The organism is Kitasatospora sp. NPDC056181, from assembly GCF_042266225.1.
Lineage (GTDB): Bacteria > Actinomycetota > Actinomycetes > Streptomycetales > Streptomycetaceae > Kitasatospora.
In genome coordinates, this window is the sequence record NZ_JBHJUK010000258.1 from 1 (window position 1) to 7,136 (window position 7,136).

6 protein-coding genes are annotated in these 7,136 nt (G+C 72.4%); 2 read left to right on the forward strand and 4 right to left on the reverse strand.

What is annotated here, in order from left to right:
* Nucleotides 1-95 precede the first annotated feature (95 nt).
* Both ACFC1F_RS42145 and ACFC1F_RS42150 read right to left on the reverse strand, forming a co-directional pair.
* Entirely contained in the window at nucleotides 96-1,244 is a 1,149-nt protein-coding gene (locus ACFC1F_RS42145; RefSeq protein WP_376166972.1) for a dihydrodipicolinate synthase family protein, read from the reverse strand.
* Nucleotides 1,245-1,305: 61 nt separating this feature from the next.
* Complete coding sequence (locus ACFC1F_RS42150) at nucleotides 1,306-2,457, reverse strand: Gfo/Idh/MocA family protein (RefSeq protein ID WP_376166974.1); 1,152 nt, start codon at nucleotides 2,455-2,457, stop codon at nucleotides 1,306-1,308.
* Between the two features lie 134 nt (nucleotides 2,458-2,591).
* On the opposite strand from ACFC1F_RS42150, the gene ACFC1F_RS42155 reads away from it, so the two are divergent.
* The gene (locus ACFC1F_RS42155; RefSeq protein ID WP_376166976.1) at nucleotides 2,592-3,599 is read left to right on the forward strand and encodes a LacI family DNA-binding transcriptional regulator; all 1,008 of its coding nucleotides are present in this window, start codon (nucleotides 2,592-2,594) and stop codon (nucleotides 3,597-3,599) included.
* Between the two features lie 173 nt (nucleotides 3,600-3,772).
* Here the strand turns inward: ACFC1F_RS42155 and ACFC1F_RS42160 are convergent, their stop codons facing one another.
* Nucleotides 3,773-4,786, reverse strand: a complete 1,014-nt coding sequence (locus ACFC1F_RS42160; protein ID WP_376166978.1) for a BtrH N-terminal domain-containing protein — start codon at nucleotides 4,784-4,786, stop codon at nucleotides 3,773-3,775.
* Nucleotides 4,783-5,589, reverse strand: a complete 807-nt coding sequence (locus tag ACFC1F_RS42165) for a MerR family transcriptional regulator (RefSeq protein WP_376166980.1) — start codon at nucleotides 5,587-5,589, stop codon at nucleotides 4,783-4,785. Before ACFC1F_RS42165 ends, ACFC1F_RS42160 begins: the two co-directional genes overlap by 4 nt.
* A gap of 636 nt (nucleotides 5,590-6,225) precedes the next feature.
* Here ACFC1F_RS42165 and ACFC1F_RS42170 point away from each other — a divergent pair.
* A complete protein-coding gene (locus ACFC1F_RS42170) occupies nucleotides 6,226-7,029 on the forward strand; it encodes a DeoR/GlpR family DNA-binding transcription regulator (protein WP_376166982.1) in 804 nt (267 codons plus the stop codon).
* The last annotated feature ends 107 nt before the right edge of the window (nucleotides 7,030-7,136 follow it).

Here is a 7,136-nt window from a genome sequence, read left to right on the forward strand (position 1 = left end):
TTTTTTTTATACCCCCCGCCTTCGGGGGGGGGGGGGGGGGGGGGGCGCCCCCCCCCCCCGCGGGGGCCCCCCCCCCGGCCGGGAGGGGGGATTCCTCAGCCGAGCGGTGCGGCGACGGCGAGGAACCGCCGCATGCGGTCGGCGGCGAGGTCCGGGTCGGGCAGGACGCCGGCCGCGTCGGCGAGCCGGAAGAGCTCGACCAGGTGGGGGACGGAACGGCCGCTCTGCGCGCCGGCGACCATGGTGAAGTGCTCCTGGTGGCCGGCGAGCCAGGCGAGGAGGACGATGCCGGTCTTGTAGTGGTAGGTCGGCGCGGCGAACAGGTGCCGGGCGAGCGGCAGCGTCGGGGCGAACAGCGCGTCGTACCGGTCGAGGTCCCCTTCGTCGAGGGCGCCGAGTGCGGCGGCGGCGACCGGGGCGATCGGGTCGAAGACGCCCAGCAGGGCGTCGCTGTGGCCGAGTTCGTCGCCCTTGATCAGCTCGGGGTAGTGGAAGTCGTCGCCGGTGTAGAGGCGCACGCCGGGGGGCAGGGCCCGGCGCAGGGCGACTTCCCGGTCGGCGTCCAGCAGGGAGACCTTGATGCCGTCGATCCGGTCGGCGTGCTCCTCGATCAGTGCCAGGACGGTGGCGGTGGCGCTGTCGAGGTCGGGCGAGCCCCAGTAGCCGGCCAGGGCCGGGTCGAACATCTCGCCCAGCCAGTGCAGGATGACGGGCCGCTCGGACTGGGCGATCAGGTGGGAGTAGAGGCGCAGGTAGTCGTCGGGGGTGCGGGCGTTGGCGGCCAGGGCCCGGCTGGCCATCAGGATCGGCTGTGCGCCGGCGTCCTCGACCACGGCGAGCTGTTCCTCGTAGGCGCGGGCGATCGTGTCGAGGCGGTGGTCGCCGGGGGTGAGCTGGTCGGTGCCGACGCCGCAGGCGAGCAGACCGCCGGTGGCGCGGGCCTCCGCGCCGGAGCGGGTGATCAGCTCGCGGGTGGCGGGCCAGTCGAGGCCCATGCCGCGCTGGGCGGTGTCCATCGCGTCGGCGGTGCCGAGGCCGAGGGACCACAGGTGACGGCGGAACGCGAGGGTGGCGTCCCAGTCGACGACGGCGGGCGCGCCGACGGCGTTGCCGCCGAGCGGGTCGGCGACGACGTGGGCGGCGGCGTACGCGATCCGGGAGGTGGCCGGCGCGGCGGTGGCGGGCAGGTGCGTGGGCTCGGACATCCGGTGGCGGCCGAGGCCGGGCAGGTCGATGACGGTCATGGTGTCAACGCAATCGTGTCGGGGTGCGGGGCCGGAGCGTGTCGGGGTGCGGGGCCGGAGGTCAGAGCGTCAGGTCGGGCACGGGGAGGCGGCGGCCCTCGCGGGCGGAACGCACGCCGAGTTCGGCGAGCTGGACGCCCTTGGCGCCTTCCAGGAGGTCCCACTGGTAGGGCGAGCCGGTGACGACGTGCCGGAGGAACAGCTCCCACTGGATCTTGAAGCCGTTGTCGAACTCGCCGTTGTCGGGCACCTGCTGCCACTGGTCGCGGAAGGGCTCGGTGGCGGGCAGGTCGGGGTTCCATACCGGCTTGGGGGTGGTGGCGCGGTGCTGGACGCGGCAGTTGCGCAGCCCGGCGACGGCGCTGCCCTCGGTGCCGTCGACCTGGAACTCGACCAGTTCGTCGCGGTCGACGCGCACCGCCCAGGAGGAGTTGATCTGGGCGGTGATACCGCCCTCCAGCTCGAAGATGCCGTAGGCGGCGTCGTCGGCCGTGGCCGGGTAGGGCCGGCCCTGCTCGTCGACGCGCTGCGGGATGTGGGTGGCGGTGTGCGCGTACACGGACCGGACGGGGGCGATGACGTGGTCCAGCACGTAGCGCCAGTGCGGGAACATGTCGAGGATCATGCCGCCGCCGTCCTCGGCGCGGTAGTTCCAGGACGGGCGCTGGGCGTCCTGCCAGTCGCCCTCGAAGACCCAGTAGCCGAACTCGCCGCGCACCGAGAGGATCCGGCCGAAGAAGCCGCCGTCGACCAGCCGCTTGAGCTTGAGCAGGCCCGGCAGGAACAGCTTGTCCTGGACGGCGCCGTTGCAGACCCCGGCCTCGCGGGCGAGGGCGGCGAGTTCGAGCGCGCCGGCGAGGGACTCCGCGGTGGGCTTCTCGGTGTAGACGTGCTTGCCGGCGGCGATCGCGGCGCGCAGGGCGGCCTCGCGGGCCGGGGTGACCTGGGCGTCGAAGTAGACCTCCGCCAGGGGGTGGGCCAGGGCCTCGTCGAGGGAGGTGGTCCAGTGGGTGAGGCCGTGGCGATCGGCGAGTTCCTTGAGCTTGTGGGCACTGCGGCCGACCAGGATCGGCTCCGGCCACAGGACCTCGCCGTCGCCGAGCGGCAGGCCGCCCTGCTCGCGGATGGCCAGGACGGAGCGGACGAGGTGCTGGCGGTAGCCCATCCGGCCGGTGACACCGTTCATGACGATGCCGATCACTCTGCGGGGCATGGCGGGTTCCTTCGGGTCTGGGGGAGGGGTGGGAAATTCTTGGTAAGCGCTTACCGCGGTACGTTACGAGCATGCCGAACCCGAGGTCAACCACCCGTGCCAAGCGATCCACCGGAGCCGTGACCCTCCAGCGCGTGGCTGAACACGCCGGGGTCTCGATCGCCACGGCCTCGCGGGTGCTCCACGGCGGGCCCCGCACGGTGGGGGAGGAGCTGCGCCACAAGGTGGAGGGCGCCGCCCGCGAGCTCGGCTACGTGTCCAACGCCCCGGCGCAGGCCCTCGCCCGCTCCTCGACCTCCGTGGTCGGCCTGCTCGTGCACGACATCGCGGACCCGTACTTCTCGGCCATCGCCGCCGGCGCCATGCGCGCCGCCAAGCGGCACCGGCTGATGGTCATGATCGCCGCGACCGCCGGCGACCCCGAGCTGGAGATCGAGTACGTCCGGGGTCTCCGGGCCCAGCGCGCCCGCGCCCTGGTGATCGCGGGCAGCGGCTCGGTCGACCGGGACCTCACGCAGCGGTTCACGGCGGAACTGGACGCGTTCCGGTCGGACGGCGGCCAGGTGGCCTGCATCGGGGAACGCGGCATCGAGCCGTTCGTCCCGCTCGACCACGGCGGCGGGGCGGAGATCGCGGCGACCGAGTTGTGGCGGCTCGGCCACCGCCGGATCGGTGTGGTCGCCGGCCCCGCGGGCCTGCTCACCGTTCACCGGCGCCTGGCCGGGATCAGGGCGGCGTGGGCCCGGCTCGGGGGTGAACTCCCCGACAGCAGAGTGGTGTTCACCGACTTCACCCGGTCGGGCGGGCGGGAGGCGACGCTCGGACTGTTCGCCGCCGATGCCGGTGTCACGGCGGTGCTCGCCCTCAGCGACGTCATGGCGGCCGGAGTGCTGACGGCGCTGCAGGACGACCTCGGGCGGGCCGTTCCGGAGGAGGTGTCCGTCATCGGCTTCGACGACGTGCCGTTCGCGGTGGACCTCCGGCCGTCGCTGACCACGGTCCGTCTGCCACTGGAGGAGGCCGGCGAGCGCGCCGTCCAGCTGATCGCGGACGGCGCCTCACCGGCCCGGCAGGCGCCGCTCGGCGTGGCCCTGGTGGCACGCGGCAGCACGGCGCCGGCGGGTGGCGCGGGCGGGGGGTGACGGGCGGGGAGTCGCGGGCGGTGGGTGACGGGCGGCGACACCACCACCCCCGGCGGGCGCCGGACCGGAGTTGTCGAACCACCGGGGTTTTCGAGGAAGTCTTTGAAGGCTCCGGGGGCCTTCAGGCCGTCGGATCGGCGGTCTTCGACAAACGAAGGCTTTCCTGAAGGCTGTCAGGGCCGGATCACGCTCGGGGGCTCGTTCCCCAGGCGGCTCAGTGCTTGCATGGCCTCGCGCTCCACGCGTGAGAGATCGCCGAGGACCGAGCCGGCCTGGACGAGGCACTGCTCGTCGCCCGATTCACCAGCCCTCCTGATCAGTGCCGAGACCTCCGTCCACAGGATGGCCGCCTCGGTGTACAGCGTGTGGCCGGTGCGCAGGTGGCTGCTGTCGAGCAGATCGGTGCATTCGGCGAGGAAGTCGCGGTAGAGGTTGCGGAACAGGGCGCCGCCGGTGCCGGCCTTCTCCATCAACAGGGCGGCCTGCGGCAGATCGCGCTGGGGGTTGTCGGTGCGCTGGAGCCATGTGCGTACCAGCCTGCCGGCCTTCTCGATGCCGCGGTGGCCGAGGTTGGCGATGGGCGGGTTGAGGAAGGCGTCGGCGCACGCGGTGATGGCGGGGACGATCCGTCCGTGCGGGGCGGGCAGGTTGCCTGGAGCGGTGAGAGCGAAGGACCGGTGTCTGGCAGTCATCGGGCCACGCGCGGCCCTGGCCCGGGCGAGGCTGGTCAGGCTGGTGGAGACGGCTCCGCCCTGCCGGTCGGTGTCCACCAGGTAGGCACGGTGGTCGTCGTAGCCGTACATGGCGACGACGTGGCCGCCGAAGTGGACCTTCGAGTCGAAGTAGTCCAGGTGGTAGCTGTCGAGCTGGAGTCCGACGGGGTGGCCGGCGTCGATGGCGGCCGCCACGTTGTCCCATGCCTTGCGCGGGGAGGTGGTCTCCTGGGTCAGGAGTTCCAGCCCGAGCCTGGTGGCGAGGTCTCGGGTGAGGTCGAAGGGCTTGACCCGTCCCCCGAGGAAGGGGAAGCCCATGTTCTTGCCGTCCCAGTAGATGAAGGACAGGCCGGAGCCGAGGCCGAACAGCATGGGCTCGGACAGATCGAGTCCTTGGTGCCGCAGCAGCACGCCCAGGGCCGTCGTCTCGCAGTGCTGCGTGCCGCGGGCGTCGATGTCCAATACCGTGGTCATGCCGTGCTCTCCTGGACGGGGATGACCAGTCGGGTCATCAGTTCTTCTTGTGGTGCCTCTGCCGGTCCGACGAGATACGCCTCGCGTACGGGTGCTTGCGGGCGCAGTCCGCGTTCGTGGACGGCGGCGAAGAGTGCGTTGGGGGCCAGGGGAAGTTGCGCGTAGGGCCCGATGTGTACGGTCTCGGCAACGAGTCCGCCCGGCAGCTCCTCGAATTCCAGGCCGGGTACGGCCTCCCCCTGCGGGGTCCGCACCCCGACGGCGATCTCCATCCGCTCCTCCAGATCGAGCGGGTACAGCCCCCACAGCGGCGGCTCCCACGCGGTTCCCGTCCTGCCGAGCACGGGCAGCAGTCGACCTACGCACTCCTCGACCCTGGTCCCGATCTCCGCGGGGGTGCAGACCGCTCGCACCACCGCCAGCCGTCGCTCCGGCTCTCTGCCCAGGGTCACCTCGTAGCCGGGCAGACCGCCCTCTGCCAGCCGCTCCAGCATCTCCAGCCGGGCCTGGTCCCTGCTGATCCGCTCGGCCAGCCGATCCCGCTCGGCGCGCAGGATCCCTGCCCTGCGCTCAGGCCCGGCAGCCAGTGCCCGGGCGATCACGGCCAAGGGAAGATCCATCTCGCGCAGCAGCGCGATGGTCAGGGCATCACGGGCCTGTTCGGGTGCGTAGTAGCGGTAGCCGGAGCCGGCGTCCACGTGGAGGGGAGGCAGCAGCCCCAGCTCGTCGTAGTGCCGCAGCTGCTTCACGCTGAGCCGGCACAGGCGGGCGAAGCGCCCGATGGTGAGGAGTTCGTCTCGCACGCCATCATGGTGGACCCTCCCACGGTGGGAGGGTCCAGCGCCGAGTCGGTGAACTCAAGGACGCCCTGCTCGCTGCCGTCGTCTCGAACATTCGGGCGCGGTCTCCGGCAGGGCACCGTGGGCACCGTGGGGCGGTGCCGGACCGGCATCGGGACGGAGCACGGTCGGCCGGGTCTGATCGTCGGGGGTCGGCCTGCGCGCCCGGGCGGTGCGGTCGTCACCGCCGGGGGAGGCTCGGACGGTGTGCCCAGGCTGCTCGGTGCCAGTCGCGTCGCCGTCTCCGGGCCGGTGGTGGATCCGCCGTCGGGGGCGCCCGCGGGTGGGGCGGCGGGCGCAGGTCGGCAGGAGCAGGTCGGCAGGAGCACTGGAAAGCGGTTACCCTGTACGGGGCGCCTCGGCCGGAACGACCAGTCGGGCTGCCCCGGTCGGGCTGCCCCGGTCGGGCTGGAGCCCGGGGCGGAACGTGCAGGGACCGGGGCATCGCGCTTCGGACGGTGCGCGGGCGGTAGGGGCGTGTCCGTCAGCGTTCCGGGCGTTTCCGGAACGTCGCACTGCGGACGGCCGACCCCTGAACCGCCTACGGGCGCTGCGCTATATTCGGCCCGTCGAACGAGCATCGGGAATGCGGGGAGTGCCGTGGCGGATCAGGGATTGCTCGCCCAGCAGCGCCGTGCACTGATCGTGGAATCGGTTCGGCGCGACGGCGCCGTTCGGGTGGCGGACCTGGTCGCGGCTTTCGACGTTTCGGACATGACCATTCGCCGCGACCTCGACGTACTCGCGGGGAAGGGCCTCCTGGAAAAGGTGCACGGGGGAGCGGTCACCGCCTCCAGGAGCACGGAGGAACCCGGCTTCGACGCGAAGTCGACGCTGGAGTCCACGGCCAAGGCCGAGATCGCCGCTGCCGCCGCCGGTCTCGTCCGGCCGGGCAGCGTCGTGGCCCTCGGCGGCGGGACGACGACCTATGCGGTGGCCAAGCGGCTCCTCGGCATCCCCGATCTGACGATTCTCACCAATTCGCTTCCGATCGAGGTGCTCTTCCGGAGTCACGCCGCACCGGGTGCACAGGCCCCGGTCGTTCTCCTGACCGGAGGCTCCTCGACCCGTTCCCAGGCTCTCGTGGGGCCCGTCGCCGAGCACACGATCATGTCGCTCCACGCCGATCAGCTGATTCTCGGAACCCACGGCGTCACCGAGGAGGAAGGCCTCACCAGTCCCGGCCTGGCCGAGTCCCAGACGAATCGTGCATTCATCGCCAGGGCGCGCCAGGTCGTGGTGGTGGCCGACCACACGAAATGGGGAGCGATCGGGCTGAGCAGTTTCGCGCGACTGGACCAGGTGGGCTGCTTCATCACCGATGCCGGGATGCCGCCCGACGCGCAGTCGGTCCTGGCGGAGGGCGTCGGCGAGCTGGTCGTCGTGGACTCCCCGGCGAAGTAGCACCGCCGGCATCCGCCGCAGCGCGCCGGACGGGCGTCCGGGGCCGGCGATCGCCTGCGGCCCCGGACGGACGTGGCCGCGCTCCCGCGTCCGCTCCGGCCTCGGGC

What these genes read in the sequence shown, in the direction of transcription:
- ACFC1F_RS42145 (WP_376166972.1), bottom strand. Translation starts at nt 1,244, where the DNA reads ATGACCGTCATCGACCTGCCCGGCCTCGGCCGCCACCGGATGTCCGAG.
- ACFC1F_RS42150 (WP_376166974.1), bottom strand. Translation starts at nt 2,457, where the DNA reads ATGCCCCGCAGAGTGATCGGCATCGTCATGAACGGTGTCACCGGCCGG.
- ACFC1F_RS42160 (WP_376166978.1), bottom strand. Translation starts at nt 4,786, where the DNA reads ATGACCACGGTATTGGACATCGACGCCCGCGGCACGCAGCACTGCGAG.